At 53.6% G+C, this 15,815-nt stretch carries 21 protein-coding genes; 14 read left to right on the forward strand and 7 right to left on the reverse strand.

What is annotated here, in order from left to right; all coding sequences use genetic code 11:
• Nucleotides 1-93 precede the first annotated feature (93 nt).
• Nucleotides 94-369, reverse strand: coding sequence for a DUF1471 family protease activator YjfN (gene yjfN, locus HMPREF3143_RS02025; RefSeq protein WP_008502907.1), 276 nt, complete (start codon nucleotides 367-369; stop codon nucleotides 94-96).
• 148 nt (nucleotides 370-517) lie between these two features.
• The gene (bsmA, locus tag HMPREF3143_RS02030; protein ID WP_084832145.1) at nucleotides 518-847 is read right to left on the reverse strand and encodes a biofilm peroxide resistance protein BsmA; all 330 of its coding nucleotides are present in this window, start codon (nucleotides 845-847) and stop codon (nucleotides 518-520) included.
• A gap of 137 nt (nucleotides 848-984) precedes the next feature.
• Here bsmA and yjfP point away from each other — a divergent pair, with 137 nt between their 5' ends.
• Nucleotides 985-1,707: an esterase gene (gene yjfP, locus HMPREF3143_RS02035; RefSeq protein WP_023293446.1), complete on the forward strand. Its 723-nt coding sequence runs from the start codon at nucleotides 985-987 to the stop codon at nucleotides 1,705-1,707.
• Here the strand turns inward: yjfP and ulaR are convergent.
• Nucleotides 1,704-2,459, reverse strand: coding sequence for an HTH-type transcriptional regulator UlaR (gene ulaR / locus HMPREF3143_RS02040; RefSeq protein ID WP_008502904.1), 756 nt, complete (start codon nucleotides 2,457-2,459; stop codon nucleotides 1,704-1,706). The genes yjfP and ulaR overlap by 4 nt on opposite strands.
• Before the next feature lie 109 nt (nucleotides 2,460-2,568).
• Nucleotides 2,569-3,633 (reverse strand): L-ascorbate 6-phosphate lactonase, encoded by a 1,065-nt coding sequence (ulaG, locus tag HMPREF3143_RS02045; protein WP_010427455.1) that lies wholly within the window; start codon nucleotides 3,631-3,633, stop codon nucleotides 2,569-2,571.
• A 359-nt stretch (nucleotides 3,634-3,992) separates the two neighbouring features.
• Here ulaG and ulaA point away from each other — a divergent pair, with 359 nt between their 5' ends.
• Genes ulaA through HMPREF3143_RS02075 form a run of 6 tightly spaced genes read left to right on the forward strand, consistent with a single transcriptional unit; the run spans nucleotide 3,993 to nucleotide 8,400 of the window.
• On the forward strand, nucleotides 3,993-5,393 hold the full coding sequence (ulaA, locus tag HMPREF3143_RS02050; protein ID WP_021240705.1) for a PTS ascorbate transporter subunit IIC: 1,401 nt from the start codon (nucleotides 3,993-3,995) through the stop codon (nucleotides 5,391-5,393).
• A gap of 12 nt (nucleotides 5,394-5,405) precedes the next feature.
• A complete protein-coding gene (gene ulaB, locus HMPREF3143_RS02055; protein WP_003856022.1) occupies nucleotides 5,406-5,711 on the forward strand; it encodes a PTS ascorbate transporter subunit IIB in 306 nt (101 codons plus the stop codon).
• 9 nt (nucleotides 5,712-5,720) lie between these two features.
• Nucleotides 5,721-6,188 carry a PTS ascorbate transporter subunit IIA gene (gene ulaC / locus HMPREF3143_RS02060; RefSeq protein WP_003856024.1) on the forward strand — a complete coding sequence of 156 codons (468 nt, stop codon included), beginning with the start codon at nucleotides 5,721-5,723 and terminating at the stop codon, nucleotides 6,186-6,188.
• Nucleotides 6,189-6,200: 12 nt separating this feature from the next.
• Nucleotides 6,201-6,851 (forward strand): 3-keto-L-gulonate-6-phosphate decarboxylase UlaD, encoded by a 651-nt coding sequence (gene ulaD, locus HMPREF3143_RS02065; protein ID WP_008502901.1) that lies wholly within the window; start codon nucleotides 6,201-6,203, stop codon nucleotides 6,849-6,851.
• A gap of 9 nt (nucleotides 6,852-6,860) precedes the next feature.
• Entirely contained in the window at nucleotides 6,861-7,721 is an 861-nt protein-coding gene (locus tag HMPREF3143_RS02070; RefSeq protein WP_008502900.1) for an L-ribulose-5-phosphate 3-epimerase, read from the forward strand.
• Entirely contained in the window at nucleotides 7,714-8,400 is a 687-nt protein-coding gene (locus HMPREF3143_RS02075) for an L-ribulose-5-phosphate 4-epimerase (RefSeq protein WP_008502899.1), read from the forward strand. Before HMPREF3143_RS02070 ends, HMPREF3143_RS02075 begins: the two co-directional genes overlap by 8 nt.
• A 140-nt stretch (nucleotides 8,401-8,540) precedes the next feature.
• Here HMPREF3143_RS02075 and yjfY read toward each other — a convergent pair whose 3' ends face one another.
• Nucleotides 8,541-8,816 carry a DUF1471 family protein YjfY gene (gene yjfY, locus HMPREF3143_RS02080; RefSeq protein ID WP_008502898.1) on the reverse strand — a complete coding sequence of 92 codons (276 nt, stop codon included), beginning with the start codon at nucleotides 8,814-8,816 and terminating at the stop codon, nucleotides 8,541-8,543.
• Nucleotides 8,817-9,156: 340 nt separating this feature from the next.
• On the opposite strand from yjfY, the gene rpsF reads away from it, so the two are divergent.
• From rpsF to rplI, 4 genes are read left to right on the forward strand one after another with little or no spacing between them, the layout of a single operon-like run.
• Entirely contained in the window at nucleotides 9,157-9,552 is a 396-nt protein-coding gene (rpsF, locus tag HMPREF3143_RS02085; RefSeq protein WP_008502896.1) for a 30S ribosomal protein S6, read from the forward strand.
• A gap of 6 nt (nucleotides 9,553-9,558) precedes the next feature.
• Nucleotides 9,559-9,873: a primosomal replication protein N gene (gene priB / locus HMPREF3143_RS02090; protein WP_008502895.1), complete on the forward strand. Its 315-nt coding sequence runs from the start codon at nucleotides 9,559-9,561 to the stop codon at nucleotides 9,871-9,873.
• A gap of 4 nt (nucleotides 9,874-9,877) precedes the next feature.
• A complete protein-coding gene (gene rpsR / locus HMPREF3143_RS02095; RefSeq protein WP_000135199.1) occupies nucleotides 9,878-10,105 on the forward strand; it encodes a 30S ribosomal protein S18 in 228 nt (75 codons plus the stop codon).
• A 41-nt stretch (nucleotides 10,106-10,146) separates the two neighbouring features.
• Nucleotides 10,147-10,596, forward strand: coding sequence for a 50S ribosomal protein L9 (rplI, locus tag HMPREF3143_RS02100; protein ID WP_008502894.1), 450 nt, complete (start codon nucleotides 10,147-10,149; stop codon nucleotides 10,594-10,596).
• Between the two features lie 68 nt (nucleotides 10,597-10,664).
• Here the strand turns inward: rplI and HMPREF3143_RS02105 are convergent, their stop codons facing one another.
• Entirely contained in the window at nucleotides 10,665-11,309 is a 645-nt protein-coding gene (locus tag HMPREF3143_RS02105) for an OapA family protein (RefSeq protein WP_008502893.1), read from the reverse strand.
• 233 nt (nucleotides 11,310-11,542) lie between these two features.
• On the opposite strand from HMPREF3143_RS02105, the gene fklB reads away from it, so the two are divergent.
• Together fklB and cycA are read left to right on the forward strand one after the other, a co-directional pair.
• Nucleotides 11,543-12,163: a BamJ family beta-barrel-assembly machinery protein gene (fklB, locus tag HMPREF3143_RS02110; RefSeq protein WP_008502892.1), complete on the forward strand. Its 621-nt coding sequence runs from the start codon at nucleotides 11,543-11,545 to the stop codon at nucleotides 12,161-12,163.
• Nucleotides 12,164-12,475: 312 nt separating this feature from the next.
• The gene (gene cycA / locus HMPREF3143_RS02115) at nucleotides 12,476-13,885 is read left to right on the forward strand and encodes a D-serine/D-alanine/glycine transporter (RefSeq protein ID WP_008502891.1); all 1,410 of its coding nucleotides are present in this window, start codon (nucleotides 12,476-12,478) and stop codon (nucleotides 13,883-13,885) included.
• 86 nt (nucleotides 13,886-13,971) lie between these two features.
• Here the strand turns inward: cycA and ytfE are convergent, their stop codons facing one another.
• The gene (gene ytfE, locus HMPREF3143_RS02120) at nucleotides 13,972-14,634 is read right to left on the reverse strand and encodes an iron-sulfur cluster repair protein YtfE (RefSeq protein ID WP_055322310.1); all 663 of its coding nucleotides are present in this window, start codon (nucleotides 14,632-14,634) and stop codon (nucleotides 13,972-13,974) included.
• 244 nt (nucleotides 14,635-14,878) lie between these two features.
• Here ytfE and HMPREF3143_RS26160 point away from each other — a divergent pair.
• A partial coding sequence (locus tag HMPREF3143_RS26160) for a Tar ligand binding domain-containing protein (RefSeq protein ID WP_254668412.1) occupies nucleotides 14,879-15,815 on the forward strand: 937 nt, incomplete at its 3' end.

Here is a 15,815-nt window from a genome sequence, read left to right on the forward strand (position 1 = left end):
TTATTTTGTTGTTATTGATTGGTTTTTAATAAGATAAAAAATTTGCAAAAGCGAAAAGCCACTAAAAATAAGTGGCTTTTATCAGGAGGGAGTTTACACGTAGAGAATGGCCTGTACCCGCCAGTGGTCGATATGGTTATCTTCCTGCATCTGGATGATGCGATACCATGAAGCACCCTGCTCATCGGCCTTTAATGCCACGACGCGTTCAACGTCTTGCGGGCTCCCCGAGATATTATTCACGGAGATCTGGCCAATTTCATTCAGGCCAGTTACACAGTCAGCACTGGCGAATTCTGCTGACTGCGCGGTGGTGCTCACCAGGCCTGCGGAGAGCAACAGAGAGGTCAAAGCAAGAGTTCGTTTCATCGTCAGCTCCATTTCACATATTTCCGGTATCCGCCGGGCAATCCTTCGCGAATAAACCCCCATTCCTTGTCGCTGGCATGGAGTTTATTGTGGACAGGAAAATGTCTATGGACGCAAAGCAGTGTAAATGTCGTTCAAAGGTAAACCATTATTTTCGGTACAAAATGGCCTGTGAATACCACTGTCCCGTTATGATGGTTTCGTCGATCATAATAATGACGTAATAATCTGCTTTGGCGGCGACGGCTTGTGCCTTTATTGCCTCTTCTGCGTCATCCGGCGAACCGCGAACCAGCGCGGAGACGGTGCCCATTCGTTGTAATCCTTCCGTCTGATTACGACGAATCTCCTGCGGATGATCGGCAACCGGGGGAGCGGGTTGCCGTGTTCCCTGCAGTGCGCTACAGCCGCTAAGCAGAAACACCAGCAATAAAGCAGCAAACCTGTGCATAACCATATCTCGTTTCCTGATAGCCATAGTGTAGTTGTCTGTGAATTTAGTTTTGGGGGAATGTTCCCGAAGTGTTAGCTGGGACGTAATTTTCGAATGAAAATAGCCTGAAACCGTAATCCAGTTCTCAACATTATGGATCATCCATTCGTGCAGGGTCGACAATGATTGAAATTGAAATACGCCATCTCGGCGACCATGAAATTTTACACGCTATGCCAGCGGGTAAACGTGATAAACCGCTGCCTGTTGTGGTTTTTTATCATGGATTTACCTCATCGAAGCTGGTTTACAGTTACTTTGCGGTCGCGCTGGCGCAGGCAGGTTTTCGCGTGGTGATGCCGGATGCGCCTGACCACGGCGCACGATTTATGGGTAATGAGCAGGCGCGCCTTGGGCAGTTCTGGCACATACTGCACGGGAGTCTGACCGAGTTTGCCGGGTTGCGCGATGCGCTTTATGAGGCAGGGCTGGTGGCCGAGCATCGTCTGGCCGTGGCCGGGGCGTCGATGGGCGGTATGACAGCCCTGGGGATCATGACGCACCATCCAGAAGTGAAGTCGGTCGCCTGTCTGATGGGCTCGGGTTATTTTACCTCGCTGGCGAAGACCCTTTTTCCCCCTCAGGATTTAGCGGAAATCACCGCGAGGCTGGAAGAGTGGGAAGTAACCCGGGCATTGCCGCGCCTCGCAGATCGCCCGCTTTTGCTGTGGCACGGTGACGCGGATGATGTGGTGCCACCTGACGGTACCTTCCGCCTGCAGCAGGCGTTAAAGAAGGAAGGGCTGGACGGTAATCTGACCTGTTTGTGGGAATCAGGCGTTCGCCACCGCATTACGCCAGCGGCGCTGGACGCCACGGTAGCGTTTTTCCGCCAGCACCTTTAAACGCGCAGCACTTTTACTCCCTGATCTTCCAGCTTCTGGAGGATCTCGGGGTTAGCCCCTTTGCCGGTGATCACCAGGTCGATCTGTTCTGCGCGGCTGAACAGCATGCCTGCGCGTTCACCGACTTTACTGCTGTCGACCAGCACCACGAGTTTGCCTACCACGTTGAGCATGTTTTGTTCCGCCATCGCGGTCAGCATATCGGTTTTATACAAACCTTCAGCGGTCAGGCCTTTGCCGCTGGTAAACATCCAGTGTCCGGCGTAGAGACTGTTTTCGCTGTCCTGTGGGCTAAGCGTAATCGACTGACTTTTATTGTACTGACCACCCATGATCACCACGCTCTCATGCTCCTGATCGATGAGATAGTTGGCGAGCGGTAAGTAGTTCGTGATGATTTGCACCGGCTTGCCGCACATCTCGCGGCCCAGCAAAAACGCCGTAGAGCCGCAGTTGATAACGACGCTCTCACCGGGATTCACCAGCTGCGACGCGGCTCTGGCGATCCGCACTTTTTCATCGTGATTCTGCGCCTGATGAATGTTCATCGGCGTCCAGCGGGGGCGCTGCTGGCTAATGGCTTCCGCACCGTTGCGAACTTTTTTCAGCTTGCCGCTTTCATCCAGCTTGTTAATGTCTCGCCGCGCGGTGGCAGGGGAAATCCCTAAACGTTCGATCACTTTCTCGACGGTGATAAACCCTGTTTGCGCCAGGAGTTCCAGTAAAATTTGATGCCGTTGCGCTTCCGTCATGAGCTATTCCGATAAGAATTGATTTGAAAAGATGATATTTGAAATAGCGTGAAATTACTAAAATAAATATGAAATCGCCAGACACAAGTCTGGCGATGTGGCCTCGGAATCAGAGGAAGGACTTAAACGGCAGGTCAGGCTCAATGGTGAAGCAATCATCGAAACCACGCGGGTAGTGGTACTCAAGATTGTCTTTGTCCAGCGGCCAGGTGAACTTGCCGCCTACCTGCCAGATAAATGGCTTGAAGCCGTACTTCAGGCGGTCTTTTTTCATCTCCCACAACACGCGGATTTCCTGCGGATCGGCCTGGAAGTTTGACCAGATATCGTGGTGGAACGGAATAACGACTTTGGTGTTCAGCGCTTCCGCCATGCGCAGCATGTCGGCGCTGGTCATTTTATCCGTAATACCGCGCGGGTTCTCGCCGTAGGAGCCCAGAGCCACGTCAATCTGATGCTCGTTACCGTGCTTAGCGTAGTAGTTGGAGTAGTGGGAGTCACCGCTGTGATACAGGGAGCCGCCCGGCGTTTTGAACAGGTAGTTCACCGCGCGCTCGTCCATGCCGTCTGGCAGTACACCTGCCGCTTTTTGATCGGCCGGCAGCGTAATCAGAGCGGTACGGTCAAAGGCATCAAGAGCATGGATTTCAATGTCTTTGATTTTCACCACGTCGCCCGGTTTCATCACGATGCAGCGCTCTTTCGGCACACCCCAGCCAATCCAGAGATCCACGCAGGTCTGCGGCCCGATAAACGGCACATCGTCCGCGCAGTTTTGCATCACCGCTGCCGCCACGTTTACATCAATATGGTCGTTGTGATCGTGGGTAGAGAGTACGGCATCGATCTGACGAATGGCAAAAGGATCAAGCACAAACGGTGTAGTACGCAGGTTCGGCTGGAGTTTTTCAACGCCGGCCATACGCTGCATCTGGTGGCCTTTTTTCATCAGCGGGTTACCGTGGCTCTGTTTGCCGGTGCCGCACCAGAAATCGACGCAGATATTGGCGCCACCTTCTGATTTCAGCCAGATCCCGGTGCAGCCCAGCCACCACATTGCAAACGTGCCAGGAGCAACCTGTTCCTGCTCGATTTCTTCGTTCAGCCAGCTACCCCACTCCGGAAAGGTGCTCAGAATCCATGATTCACGGGTGATGGTGTTCACTTTACTCATCGTTTTGACTCCTGGTTTTAATCAAAAGTAATCACATTGTGATTCGTTGTGATTAATGCTGGCACCATTTTACGCGTTTTGCAATAGCGAAAATGCGGAATTTTATCTGCTCAACGTCACAGACTCTCTGCTTGTTACTTGTTAGATTATCGCGTAATAAACATTAATTTCATGAATTATAAGGACTAATTCATTTCTTTTGTGCGGTAGTGAAAATCATTACTAACTGAAGGGAAATAAATTGCGTGATGCGCCACAAATAATCAAATTCAATCTTGTGGTGATTATTTGTGATTAATAGAGTGATGGCACCAACCGCACAGGGATTGCCCCTCGTGTTCTCATTTCTGGAGAGAGTTATGGAGATCCTCTACAACGTCTTTACCGTTTTCTTTAATCAGGTAATGACCAACGCCCCGCTGTTGCTGGGTATCGTGACGTGCCTGGGATATATCCTGCTGCGTAAAAGCGTCAGCGTGATTATTAAAGGCACCATCAAAACCATTATCGGTTTCATGCTGTTGCAGGCGGGGTCGGGCATACTGACCAGCACGTTTAAGCCAGTCGTTGCCAAAATGTCGGAAGTGTATGGCATTAATGGGGCTATCTCTGATACCTACGCCTCAATGATGGCGACCATCGATCGTATGGGTGATGCCTATAGCTGGGTAGGTTACGCCGTTCTGCTCGCGCTGGCGCTGAACATTATCTATGTTCTGCTGCGCCGCATTACCGGTATTCGCACCATCATGCTCACCGGGCACATTATGTTCCAGCAGGCGGGGCTGATTGCGGTTTCTCTCTATATCTTCGGTTACCCAATGTGGACCACGATTATCTGCACCGCGGTGCTGGTCTCGCTCTACTGGGGTATCACCTCCAACATGATGTACAAGCCAACCCAGATAGTGACCGACGGTTGCGGTTTTTCCATCGGTCACCAGCAACAGTTTGCTGCCTGGATTGCTTATAAAGTTGCGCCGTACCTGGGTAAAAAAGAAGAGAGTGTTGAAGACCTTAAGCTGCCTGGCTGGCTGAATATCTTCCATGACAACATCGTGTCGACCGCGATTGTGATGACCCTCTTCTTCGGCGCCATTCTGCTCTCCTTCGGTATTGATGTGGTGCAGGCGATGGCGGGGAAAACCCACTGGACGGTTTACATCCTGCAGACCGGTTTCTCTTTCGCCGTGGCTATTTTCATCATTACTCAGGGCGTGCGTATGTTCGTCGCCGAACTGTCTGAAGCTTTCAACGGTATCTCTCAGCGCCTGATTCCTGGCGCGGTACTGGCCATCGACTGTGCCGCTATCTATAGCTTCGCGCCAAACGCGGTGGTCTGGGGCTTTATGTGGGGCACCATCGGCCAGCTGATTGCGGTGGGTATCCTGGTCGGCTGCGGCTCCTCAATCCTGATTATTCCGGGCTTTATCCCGATGTTCTTCTCCAACGCCACCATCGGCGTATTCGCTAACCACTTCGGCGGCTGGCGCGCGGCGCTCAAGATCTGCCTGGTAATGGGCATGGTTGAAATCTTTGGCTGCGTGTGGGCGGTCAAGCTCACCGGTATGAGCGCCTGGATGGGCATGGCGGACTGGTCAATTCTGGCACCGCCGATGATGCAGGGTTTTGCCTCCATCGGACTGATCTTTATGGCCATCATCATCCTGATTGCTCTGGCTTATATGTTCTTCGCTGGCCGTTCGCTGCGAGCTGAAGAAGATGCGGAAAAACAAACAGCAGAAGTGTCTGCTCATTAAGGAGTTTCGATTATGACCGTACGTATCCTGGCTGTGTGTGGTAATGGGCAAGGCAGCTCCATGATCATGAAGATGAAAGTGGACCAGTTTTTAACCCAGTCCAACATCGACCACACGGTGAACAGCTGCGCAGTGGGTGAATACAAAAGTGAGCTGAACGGCGCGGACATCATCATCGCCTCTACTCATATCGCCGGCGAAATTAGTGTGTCGGGTAATAAATATGTGGTGGGCGTACGCAACATGCTGTCGCCTGCGGATTTCGGACCAAAACTGCTGGAAGTGATCAAAGAACACTTCCCACAAGACGTGAAGTAAGGACGCCACATGAAACTACGTGATTCGCTGGCAGAGAATAACTCCATCCTTTTACAGGCCGAAGCCAGTACCTGGCAGGAAGCGGTGAAGCTGAGTGTGGATCTGCTGGTTAAGGCTGACGTTGTCGAGCCGCGTTACTACCAGGCGATTCTGGATGGCGTGGCGCAGCATGGCCCTTACTTTGTGATTGCGCCAGGCCTGGCGATGCCGCATGGCCGCCCGGAAGAGGGCGTTAAGAAAACCGGCTTCGCGCTGGTGACGCTGAAAACGCCGCTGGTGTTTAACCACGAAGATAACGACCCGGTCGACATCCTTATCACTATGGCGGCTGTCGATGCCAATACCCACCAGGAGGTGGGCATCATGCAGATCGTCAATCTGTTTGATGACGAAGCCAATTTTGACCGTTTACGCGCCTGCCGCACCGCGCAGGACGTGCTGGATTTAATTGATAACGCCACTGCGGCGGCCGTTTAAGAGGAATTGAATATGTCATTACCCATGTTGCAAGTTGCGCTGGATAACCAAACGCTGTCTCACGCTTACGAAACCACCCGCCTGATTGCGGAAGAAGTGGACATCATCGAAGTGGGCACCATTCTGTGCGTGGGCGAAGGCGTTCGTGCGGTTCGTGACCTGAAAGCGCTCTATCCGCATAAAATCGTGCTGGCGGATGCCAAAATCGCCGACGCAGGCAAAATCCTCTCCCGCATGTGCTTCGAAGCCAACGCCGACTGGGTCACCGTGATCTGCTGTGCGGATATCAACACCGCCAAAGGCGCGCTGGACGTGGCAAAAGAGTTTAACGGCGACGTGCAGATTGAGCTGACCGGCTTCTGGACCTGGGAGCAGGCCCAGGAGTGGCGCGACGCGGGCATTCAGCAGGTGGTATATCACCGCAGCCGTGATGCGCAGGCCGCAGGTGTGGCGTGGGGCGAGGCGGATATCAGCGCCATCAAACGTCTGGCCGATATGGGTTTCAAAGTGACCGTCACTGGCGGTCTGGCGCTGGAAGATCTGCCGCTGTTCAAGGGCATTCCGATTCACGTCTTTATTGCCGGTCGCAGCATTCGTGATGCGGCGTCTCCCGTGGAAGCCGCGCGTCAGTTCAAACGCTCAATCGCTCAGCTTTGGGGCTAAGGAGCGGGTATGTTGTCAAAACAGGTCCCGCTTGGCATCTATGAAAAGGCACTCCCTGCGGGGGAGTGCTGGCTGGAGCGGTTACAGCTCGCAAAACAGCTGGGCTTCGATTTTGTCGAAATGTCGGTGGATGAGACGGACGAGCGTCTTGCTCGCCTCGACTGGAGCCGCGAACAGCGCCTGGCACTGGTAAGCGCCATCGCGGAAACGGGCGTGCGCGTGCCGTCCATGTGCCTGAGCGCTCATCGTCGTTTTCCGCTCGGCAGCGAAGATGATGCCGTGCGCGCGCAGGGGCTGGAGATCATGCGTAAAGCCATCCGCTTTGCGCAGGACGTGGGTATCCGCGTGATCCAGCTGGCGGGTTATGACGTTTACTATCAGGAAGCTAACGATGAAACGCGCCGTCGTTTCCGTGATGGTCTGAAAGAGAGCGTTGAGATGGCCAGCCGTGCGCAGGTCACGCTGGCAATGGAGATCATGGATTACCCGCTGATGAACTCCATCAGTAAGGCGCTGGGCTACGCGCACTATCTGAACAACCCGTGGTTCCAGCTTTATCCCGATATCGGCAACCTGTCGGCATGGGATAACGACGTGCAGATGGAGCTGCAGGCAGGCATAGGGCATATCGTGGCGGTGCACGTCAAAGATACCCGTCCTGGCGTGTTTAAAAACGTACCGTTTGGCACCGGGGTGGTGGATTTCGAACGGTGCTTCGAGACGCTCAAGCAGACAGGCTATTGCGGGCCTTACCTGATTGAGATGTGGAGCGAAACGTCGGACAACCCTGCTGCGGAAGTAGCAAAGGCGCGGGACTGGGTGCGCGAGCGTATGGCGCGCGCGGGATTACTGGAGGCTGAACATGCTTAAGCTTAAACAGCAGGTCTTTGAAGCCAACATGGATCTGCCTCGCTACGGCCTGGTCACCTTCACCTGGGGTAACGTCAGCGCTATCGATCGCGAGCAGGGGCTGATCGTGATTAAGCCGAGCGGTGTGGCGTATGACACCATGAAGGCTGACGATATGGTGGTGGTCGATCTTGAAGGAAACGTCGTTGACGGTAAATGGCGTCCTTCTTCGGACACGGCGACCCATCTGGCGCTGTATCGGCGTTATCCGTCCCTTGGCGGTGTGGTGCATACTCATTCCACGCACGCGACCGCCTGGGCACAGGCGGGGCTGGCGATTCCGGCGCTGGGCACGACACATGCGGACTACTTCTTTGGCGACATCCCCTGCACGCGCGCATTAACGCAGGATGAAGTGGAAGGAGAGTACGAGCTCAACACCGGAAAGGTGATTATCGACACGCTGGGAGAATGCGAGCCGCTGCATACGCCGGGGATTGTGGTGTATCAGCACGGCCCGTTCGCCTGGGGAAAAGATGCCCACGACGCCGTCCATAATGCGGTCGTCATGGAGGAAGTGGCACGTATGGCGTGGATTGCCCGCGGCATTAACCCACGGCTTCAGGGCATTGATGATTACCTGATGAACAAGCATTTCATGCGCAAGCATGGCCCGAATGCCTATTACGGGCAGAAGTGAATAAGTGCTCTGGAATACCGAAAAACAGTTGTAACCGGTGGTATTCCGGAGCCATTCACAAAAAAAGCCCCCGGGCAGGGGGCAACGTCAACTATGGCTATGTTCTCGTTGTTGGCTTTCCTGGTGCTAGCGTTAAGGCGTTATCGGTAAATATCTGCACTGGCGTGCATATTGCCGTTGCTGCCGGGCTCACGGATTAACATCACGTGGTAATAAGTTGCGCCCTGGGCGTCGGTCTCTTCATTTAGTGCCTGATCTGCTTCGCTTTCGGTGGCGAAATTATGATTAATATAGATTACGCCTAAGCTGTGCACATCATCCATGTTTCTGGCCTGTCGGCTGTCTATCTTGATGGCTGCCATCGCGTTTGCACTGAGCAAAAGCGCCGCCATTATGGCTAATGCGATTTTTTTCATGATATGCGCTCCACGACTGCGTGCTGTGAGAGGGGGATGCTCCTTCTTCTGTTTCGGTTATCTCTGATTAAAGTGTAATCACTCATCCGGCGGGGATGCGTGACCATTTCTGATGCAGTTGTTCAAAAAAACACCGCTTACGGATGTGAGTAATTTTAAATCACCCACTTAGACCCGCTTCGCGCTTTGTGCGAATTATTTGTGCAATCAGCTTGAGTTTCCAGGGGCGCGCAAGTATTATGACGCGTCAATTTTTCAGCCGACCTTTAACACGTTCCTTGCCTCCCCGGGCCTCGGCTGACCCAGACAGGAGGCTGAATAATCCGTAAGGAGCAATTCGATGCGTCATTACGAAATCGTTTTTATGGTCCATCCTGACCAGAGCGAACAGGTTCCGGGTATGATCGAGCGCTACACTGGTGCAATCACTGCAGCAGCGGGCACGATCCACCGTCTGGAAGACTGGGGCCGCCGTCAGCTGGCTTATCCGATCAACAAACTGCACAAAGCACACTACGTTCTGATGAACGTTGAAGCGCCGCAGGAAGTGATCGATGAGCTGGAAACTAACTTCCGCTTCAACGATGCCGTTATCCGCAGCATGGTTATGCGTACCAAAAACGCAGTGACCGAAGCATCTCCGATGGTTAAAGCGAAAGACGAGCGCCGTGAGCGTCGCGATGATTTCGCAAACGAAACCGCAGATGATTCTGATGCTGGGGATTCTGAAGAGTAATTTCTGATGACCAACCGTCTGGCGTTGTCCGGCATCGTATGCAGGGCTCCCCTTCGAAAGGTCAGTCCATCAGGAATTCCGCATTGCCAGTTCGTGCTTGAGCATCGTTCTGTGCAAGAGGAAGCCGGGTTTCACCGGCAGGCGTGGTGCCAAATGCCCGTTATTATTAGCGGACACGAAAACCAGGCCATTACTCACAGTTTAACGGTCGGTAGTGCAGTAATCGTTCAGGGGTTCATCTCTTGCCACAAGGCAAAGAACGGTCTGAGCAAAATGGTTCTGCATGCCGAGCAGATTGATTTGATAGATTCTGGAGACTAGCCATATGGCACGTTATTTCCGTCGTCGCAAGTTCTGCCGTTTCACCGCGGAAGGCGTTCAAGAGATCGACTATAAAGATATCGCAACGCTGAAAAACTACATCACCGAAAGCGGTAAGATTGTCCCAAGCCGTATCACCGGTACTCGTGCAAAATATCAGCGTCAGCTGGCTCGCGCTATCAAACGCGCTCGCTACCTGTCCCTGCTGCCGTACACTGATCGTCATCAGTAATCGGGCACGGTCCATTAATACGACTTTAAGAGGATAAGGTAATGCAAGTTATTCTGCTTGATAAAGTAGCAAACCTGGGCAGCCTGGGTGATCAGGTAAACGTTAAAGCGGGTTACGCTCGTAACTTCCTGGTTCCACAGGGTAAAGCTGTTCCAGCTACCAAGAAAAACGTAGAGTTTTTCGAAGCACGTCGCGCTGAACTGGAAGCCAAACTGGCTGACGTTCTGGCGGCTGCTAACGCTCGCGCTGAAGCAATCAACGCACTGGGCACCGTTACCATCGCGTCCAAAGCTGGCGACGAAGGTAAACTGTTCGGTTCCATCGGTACCCGCGATATCGCTGATGCAGTTTCTGCAGCAGGCGTTAAAGTGGCTAAGAGCGAAGTTCGTCTGCCGAACGGCGTTCTGCGTACCACTGGTGAGCACGAAGTTGACTTCCAGGTTCACAGCGAAGTGTTCGCTAAACTGGTTGTTAACGTTGTAGCTGAGTAATTTTTTACTCTGCTCACGTTGAAACGCCGGCCTTGTGCCGGCGTTTTGCTTTTTACAGAACCCTGCCCTTAACGTACCCTGATAAAGCTGCCGTCTGTCTGGCGGGTAAACAGCACCTGTTGTCCATTTCCGGTATCAATCGTTAATCCTGTCACCACCCCGCTGGCATTCTGGCGAATTTGCACCATCTGGCCATTCTGCAGGTTACTGAGCGGTTTACCCGCGCCTTCCACCTTCGCCATGGCATACACGTCTGTCGGCGGCAGGTTGTGGTCACGGAACAGCTGCGCCAGCGTTTTACCCGGCTCTACGCGATAGGAACGCCACTGTTGCTCAATGCCGGTGGGCTGTTGGGTCTGAGGCTGAGACGGGGCGGCGGCCTGTTCCTGTGGCTGTTCGTCCTGAATCGGCTCTGGCTCAACCGGCGCGACCTGACCCGGATCGTTAGACGGGGTAACGAGCTGCGTCTGCATCGGCTGTGCGTCAGGCTGCGGTCGCGTTTGCGACTGAAGGTCCAGCTGAGCATTGCGGGTGACGGGGGCAGTATCAACATCATCGCCACCGGAAGGAAGCAGGAAGCCCACAATCACCATCAGCGCACCAATGATGATCCCTCTGCGATGCAGAGGAGGCAGCGGATCCATGATGCGAAAATTGTCCGGCGCCTGCCAGATTTTCGCCAGGGTAGGTTTCAGTTCAAATCGCCCGGGCATGGCACTCCTCCTGCTCCGCGTATTTTTTATCCTGTGCCCCGAAGTATAGTTTGCTAACTGCCTGAACGGCGTAGTAAACCCGACATCCGTGACATCAGTTCGGGATTAATCCTGGTTCTCTCTATTGTTTCTGTTTCGTCGCGGTTTGTCACCTTAACTTCAGACAAAGTTTTACCCATAAGGGCATGGCTGATATGCTGCCCGCTACTTTAAATGTGATGGAAGGAAAACCCATGACCACCCCGACTTTTGACACTATCGAAGCGCAGGCAAGTTACGGTATCGGCTTGCAGGTAGGACAGCAGCTGAGCGAATCCGGCCTGGAAGGTCTGTTACCTGAAGCGCTGGTGGCGGGTATCGCTGACGCGCTGGAAGGTAAACAGCCTGCCGTTCCGGTTGACGTTGTGCACCGTGCGCTGCGTGAAATCCACGAGCGTGCTGACGCCGTGCGTCGCGCGCGCTTTGAAGAGATGGCCGCCGAAGGTGTGAAATATCTGGAAGAGAACCGTGAGCGTGAAGGCGTGAACAGCACCGAGTCTGGTCTGCAGTTCCGCGTGATCAATCAGGGCGATGGCGCAATCCCGGCGCGTACCGACCACGTTCGCGTACACTACACCGGTAAGCTGATCGACGGTACCGTCTTCGACAGCTCCGTCGCGCGCGGCGAACCGGCTGAGTTCCCGGTGAATGGCGTTATCGCGGGCTGGATCGAAGCGCTGACCCTGATGCCAGTCGGTTCCAAATGGGAACTGACTATCCCGCACAACCTGGCTTACGGCGAGCGCGGCGCTGGCGCGTCCATCCCGCCATTCAGCACTCTGGTCTTTGAAGTCGAGCTGCTGGAAATTCTGTAATCGACTTTTCTTATTTCCTCTCCCCGGTTGGGGAGGGGAAAATAGCGTGAAAACCTATAGTTAAGTCGGAATCAATATTTTATCTTGCAAACGAAACTGTTGCGTGTATTTTTGTGAGCTGTTTCGCGCTGCATGAGTGATATGACACTCACTTTCAACATATTATTAACATAATATCTAAATCATAGTATTCATCCCGCCGATTCTTACCTAATATCGATTAGCCCTAACAAGGGAACGTCATTTTTTTGACGTATTTAAAGGCCAGAAGAGCCTTAACAACACAGACAGGCATAAACAGGAAAATATCACATGGTAGATCAGGTCAAAGTCGTCGCCGACGAAGAGGCGTCGTCTGAACAGTCGCTACGGCGCAATCTCACAAACCGTCATATTCAGCTCATTGCTATTGGGGGTGCCATCGGTACCGGGCTGTTTATGGGGTCAGGCAAAACCATCAGTCTCGCCGGACCGTCAATCATATTCGTTTATATGATTATCGGTTTTATGCTGTTCTTCGTGATGCGTGCAATGGGTGAGCTGCTGCTCTCGAACCTCGAATACAAATCCTTCAGCGACTTCGCTTCAGACCTGCTCGGGCCATGGGCGGGCTATTTCACCGGCTGGACCTACTGGTTCTGCTGGGTCGTGACCGGTATGGCGGACGTCGTGGCGATAACCGCCTATGCGCAGTTCTGGTTCCCCGGGCTGTCGGACTGGGTGGCCTCGCTGGCGGTTATTGTTCTGCTGCTGAGCCTGAACCTCGCCACCGTTAAAATGTTCGGTGAGATGGAGTTCTGGTTCGCGATGATCAAAATCGTGGCCATCGTTGGGCTCATCGTAGTAGGCCTGGTGATGGTGCTCACCCACTTCCAGTCACCAACCGGCGTTCAGGCGTCGTTTACCCATCTGTGGAATGATGGAGGCTGGTTCCCGAAAGGCATTAGCGGCTTCTTTGCTGGCTTCCAGATTGCGGTGTTCGCGTTTGTAGGGATTGAGCTTGTCGGAACGACCGCTGCGGAAACCAAAGATCCGGAGAAGTCTCTCCCGCGCGCCATCAACTCCATTCCGGTGCGTATCATCATGTTCTACGTCTTCGCGCTGATCATCATTATGTCCGTGACGCCGTGGAGCTCGGTGGTGCCAAGCAAGAGCCCGTTCGTTGAGCTGTTCGTGCTGGTGGGGCTGCCTGCGGCAGCGAGCCTGATTAACTTTGTGGTGCTGACCTCAGCGGCGTCTTCCGCGAACAGCGGCGTGTTCTCAACCAGCCGTATGCTGTTTGGTCTGGCGCAGGAAGGCGTGGCGCCGAGCGCGTTCGCCAAGCTGTCTAAGCGTGCGGTACCTGCGAAAGGGCTGACCTTCTCCTGCATGTGCCTGCTGGGCGGCGTGGTGATGCTCTACGTAAACCCAAGCGTGATTGGCGCGTTCACCATGATTACCACGGTCTCAGCGATCCTGTTTATGTTCGTCTGGACCATCATCCTCTGTTCCTATCTGGTGTACCGCAAACAACGCCCACACCTGCATGAAAAATCGATCTACAAGATGCCGCTGGGCAAGCTGATGTGCTGGGTATGCATGGCGTTCTTCGTCTTCGTGCTGGTTCTGCTGACGCTGGAAGATGATACCCGTCAGGCGCTGATCGTCACGCCGCTGTGGTTTATCGCGCTGGGGCTGGGCTGGATGTTTATCGGTAAGAAACGGATGGCTGGCATGCGTTAAGCATGTTGCCGGGTGGCGCTGACGCTTACCCGGCCTACGTTCGAGGACCTTGCAGGCCCGGTAAGCGCTAGCGCCACCGGGCTTTTTTATTCCCCCGCTAATGCCCGCGGGAACAGAACGTTGTTCTCAAGGCTGATGTGTTCCATCAGGTCGTCAATCATCTCGTTAATGCCGTTGTACATCGCTTTCCACGTTGTGCACGCTTCTGGCGGCGGCGTGACGTTGTGGGTGGTGTGTTTGATCACTTCCAGCAGTTCGCCCGCGTCATCATGCTCGCTTTCCATCACGCTGATGGGCCCCATCGCCTGGCTTCCCATTCCCTGTTTAATCATCGGGAAGAGGATCTGCTCTTCTTTCATCATGTGGCTGGAAAGCTCTTCGTGCAGCAGGGTCAGGTATTTCGCCAGACCGCGCGGTACGGAAGGTTTGTCGGCATGAACGCGCTCGACTTTGGTCGCCTGCAGGATCAGCTCAGGCAGCTGTTCACGGTGACGGTCATGGTAACGCACGATGATATGGTCGATGATTTCCGCGAGCGGAGTGGTTCGCCAGTCTTTGTCGACGGGCTGCTCGGCCAGCTTCGCCAGCTCGGCTTCAATCACCTCAACGTTCAGCTCTTTGCGTAAGGCCGCCCGTGCCAGGGTTTGCTTACCGCCGCAGCAGTAGTCCATATCGTATTTGCGAAAAAGCGCAGAAGCGCGAGGAATGGAGAGCGCCAGCTCGCCCAGGGGTTGGTCGCGAAAGGCCATAGCAGTTACCTCATCATCAATAATATAAGATGCATATTAAATGCATCTTATAAGCGACGCTATAACCCTTTAGAGGGACGGGTAAAAGTGAGATGCAGATCACAAAAAAATATCCGATTTAACTCTCTGAATGGGTTCAGGAAAGTGGTTTCGAAACTTTTTAAAGGTGGAGAAACAGTAAACAACCCGCTGCACCTGCCGATATATCCACGTCAGACAAACCTGCATATAACAAAGGCAACGCATGTTTAAACGTATAAAAGTCATTACCCTTCTGATTTCGGTGCTGCTTGTGCTCGGCATCATGCAAGTGATTTCCGCCGGTATCTTTATCAACGCCCTGAATAACGATAAAGACAACTTTACCGTGTCGCAGCTCTCCAGCAAGAACGTGGCGGAGTTTACCGATGCGTGGATCAGTCTGAACCAGGCGCGCGTCACCCTGAACCGCGGGATGCTGCGCCTGCAAAGCAGCATGGCCTCGCAAATTAACGGCGGTCAGCTGAATGAGCTGGTGACCACGGCGAAAAATCTGCTGACTGAAGCCCAGGTTCATTACGATAAATACTATGCCTTGCCGAATACGCCAGGCCTGGATGAGAACCTGACCAACCAACTCGAAGAGCAGTACCGCATTTACTCCGCAACGCTGACGCAAATGAATGTTCTGCTGAGCCAGGGCAATCTGGAAGATATGTTTAAGCAGAATGCCGAACAAAAACAGAATGCGATGCAGACGGTTTATCGTGAATGGCGTGAAGCGCAGGCCGCGCTCACGGATAAAGGCATTCAGGATAACGAAAGTGATTACAAGCGCATCCTGTGGATCCTCTCTGCGGTCATGCTGCTGGTGATCGTGGTGATTATCTCCAGCTGGATTGCGATGCGCCGCGTGCTGCTGCTGCCGCTGGAAGAGGTGATTAACCATATTCGCGCCATTGCGGCAGGCGATCTCACCCAGCCGATTCAGGCAGACGGTAAAAATGAAATGGCCATCCTGGCGCGTAACGTGCAGGAGATGCAAACTTCGCTGGCGAACACCGTGGGCGTGGTGCGCGAAGGCGCAGATACGATTTACACCGGTGCAGGCGAAATCTCCGCAGGCAGTAACGATCTCTCTTCCCGTACCGAGCAGCAGGCCGCGTCTCTGGAAGAGACGGCAGCCAGCATGGAACAGCTGA

Source organism: Enterobacter sp. HMSC16D10, from assembly GCF_001807145.1.
GTDB lineage: Bacteria > Pseudomonadota > Gammaproteobacteria > Enterobacterales > Enterobacteriaceae > Enterobacter > Enterobacter roggenkampii.

Coding starts and splice junctions, on each gene's coding strand:
- yjfN (WP_008502907.1), bottom strand. CDS start 369: ATGAAACGAACTCTTGCTTTGACCTCTCTGTTGCTCTCCGCAGGCCTG.
- bsmA (WP_084832145.1), bottom strand. CDS start 847: ATGGCTATCAGGAAACGAGATATGGTTATGCACAGGTTTGCTGCTTTA.
- yjfP (WP_023293446.1), top strand. CDS start 985: ATGATTGAAATTGAAATACGCCATCTCGGCGACCATGAAATTTTACAC.
- ulaR (WP_008502904.1), bottom strand. CDS start 2,459: ATGACGGAAGCGCAACGGCATCAAATTTTACTGGAACTCCTGGCGCAA.
- ulaG (WP_010427455.1), bottom strand. CDS start 3,633: ATGAGTAAAGTGAACACCATCACCCGTGAATCATGGATTCTGAGCACC.
- ulaA (WP_021240705.1), top strand. CDS start 3,993: ATGGAGATCCTCTACAACGTCTTTACCGTTTTCTTTAATCAGGTAATG.
- ulaB (WP_003856022.1), top strand. CDS start 5,406: ATGACCGTACGTATCCTGGCTGTGTGTGGTAATGGGCAAGGCAGCTCC.
- ulaC (WP_003856024.1), top strand. CDS start 5,721: ATGAAACTACGTGATTCGCTGGCAGAGAATAACTCCATCCTTTTACAG.
- ulaD (WP_008502901.1), top strand. CDS start 6,201: ATGTCATTACCCATGTTGCAAGTTGCGCTGGATAACCAAACGCTGTCT.
- HMPREF3143_RS02070 (WP_008502900.1), top strand. CDS start 6,861: ATGTTGTCAAAACAGGTCCCGCTTGGCATCTATGAAAAGGCACTCCCT.
- HMPREF3143_RS02075 (WP_008502899.1), top strand. CDS start 7,714: ATGCTTAAGCTTAAACAGCAGGTCTTTGAAGCCAACATGGATCTGCCT.
- yjfY (WP_008502898.1), bottom strand. CDS start 8,816: ATGAAAAAAATCGCATTAGCCATAATGGCGGCGCTTTTGCTCAGTGCA.
- rpsF (WP_008502896.1), top strand. CDS start 9,157: ATGCGTCATTACGAAATCGTTTTTATGGTCCATCCTGACCAGAGCGAA.
- priB (WP_008502895.1), top strand. CDS start 9,559: ATGACCAACCGTCTGGCGTTGTCCGGCATCGTATGCAGGGCTCCCCTT.
- rpsR (WP_000135199.1), top strand. CDS start 9,878: ATGGCACGTTATTTCCGTCGTCGCAAGTTCTGCCGTTTCACCGCGGAA.
- rplI (WP_008502894.1), top strand. CDS start 10,147: ATGCAAGTTATTCTGCTTGATAAAGTAGCAAACCTGGGCAGCCTGGGT.
- HMPREF3143_RS02105 (WP_008502893.1), bottom strand. CDS start 11,309: ATGCCCGGGCGATTTGAACTGAAACCTACCCTGGCGAAAATCTGGCAG.
- fklB (WP_008502892.1), top strand. CDS start 11,543: ATGACCACCCCGACTTTTGACACTATCGAAGCGCAGGCAAGTTACGGT.
- cycA (WP_008502891.1), top strand. CDS start 12,476: ATGGTAGATCAGGTCAAAGTCGTCGCCGACGAAGAGGCGTCGTCTGAA.
- ytfE (WP_055322310.1), bottom strand. CDS start 14,634: ATGGCCTTTCGCGACCAACCCCTGGGCGAGCTGGCGCTCTCCATTCCT.